1 protein-coding gene is annotated in these 1,467 nt (G+C 44.9%); it reads right to left on the bottom strand.

All coding sequences use genetic code 11. From position 1 onward, the window contains the following. Nucleotides 1–490 precede the first annotated feature (490 nt). Nucleotides 491–1,467, bottom strand: a 977-nt coding sequence (locus tag IP83_RS20165; RefSeq protein ID WP_231624971.1) for a hypothetical protein, incomplete at its 5' end; no start/stop codon positions are given.

Genomic DNA, 1,467 nt, shown 5'->3' with positions numbered 1-1,467 from the left:
ACCTTGTATTACAACGCCAGACACCCCGTAGCACAATGTTTACACAGCAATCTCAACAGCTTGACCGCAAGCCAGCCCCACGGGCGCCGTGTAGGGTGTGCTCGGATCACACCTCGATCATGCGCATCAGGAAGCGCTTGGCATTCACTCGGATCGAGCTGGATCAAGGCGGGCTTTGACCGGGGAAGCGATTGGGGACCTATACGCTTCGCACCGCAAGGCCCAATTAAATATACTGTCCCCAGGACTTCATGATCAATAAATAATCCAAGGGCAATGGTCCCCGACTTTTCTCCATAACAAATTTGCACTTCTCGGTGAAGATGCGCTAAATCCCTTAATATTAAAATATCTACATATGGCTACTTTTGGTTTATTTTCCAAAGGAAGACTATTTACTTCAATATATCCAACAAAAATAGAATATTTTGTCAAAAATAAGCCAAATACCGCAAATGGCAAAATGCAGAAGACAAGAATTTTTCTCATACTAGTTTCCTCTGTATTGCCTAACAAGCCAACCTGCTTCGTGTGGGGTTAACTTCAGATACCCCGTATCCGGCAAACAAGGATACATCAATGTTCCAGAAAATTTGTTATGACCAAGACCAGCGGAATGCAGGAATTCATGGGGCACACCAGAATCGACTGTTATTTGATCTACAACAATGTGCGGATTGACGGGTTGGCCATTGTCGTATAAAAAACCTCCTGACGTGTAATATGCAGATTCTTTGTAACTTATGCCAGTGACGCCTTCTTGTTCAGCATATAATGAAACATTGTCGACATATCGAAATGATACTGTATTTGTCTTATTACTATTCAGCCAATTTGTCCAATTTTTATGAGCAAATTCGAAATTTATATTAATGTTGTAAGTGCTATCGCCATCTTTATAAGATCCGTTAATTGTATTAAGCTTATCAATATATGGTTTAATTAAAACAGGTTTATTATTTGTTGATATATTTACAACATCGACGTAAATAGTTCCGGAAAGACTATTCCCTTTGGAATGAAGGGATGAGTATCTTACTGATCCCTCATTCGGAGCGAACTCATACCCATCCGGCCCAAAATTCCCGTCACTAACAGGCGGGCATTTCGCATCTCCAATTGAGTAAGGGTTGCCTGATAGTCCAAGCCTTTGCGCAAAAATGGCCATCGTCGCATTGCCGACCGAACTTACGCCAAGAACCGAAGCCCCACCCTGCGAAAATCCTGTCGCCCCTTGTCCAGCCAACTCGAGCATCATCGCCTGATTGTCCGCACGACCCTGGGCGTAAATCTGAGCCGAATTTGCTTTGGCTTCGGCTGCCAGTGAGGCCATCGTGCTATTGAGATCACTATCTGCTCGGCGGCTATCGAATTTCGGCCTCCCGTCCCCAGCGACCTGATCGGCCACCAAATTCCCGATGGTATTGGCGATAACGTCCGGCAGCGCTGCCATAATGTTGTCGCCGA

The sequence above is a fragment of the Novosphingobium sp. AAP93 genome (assembly GCF_001296055.1).
Classification (GTDB): domain Bacteria; phylum Pseudomonadota; class Alphaproteobacteria; order Sphingomonadales; family Sphingomonadaceae; genus Novosphingobium.
This window is presented reverse-complemented; position numbering and strand designations above follow the sequence as displayed.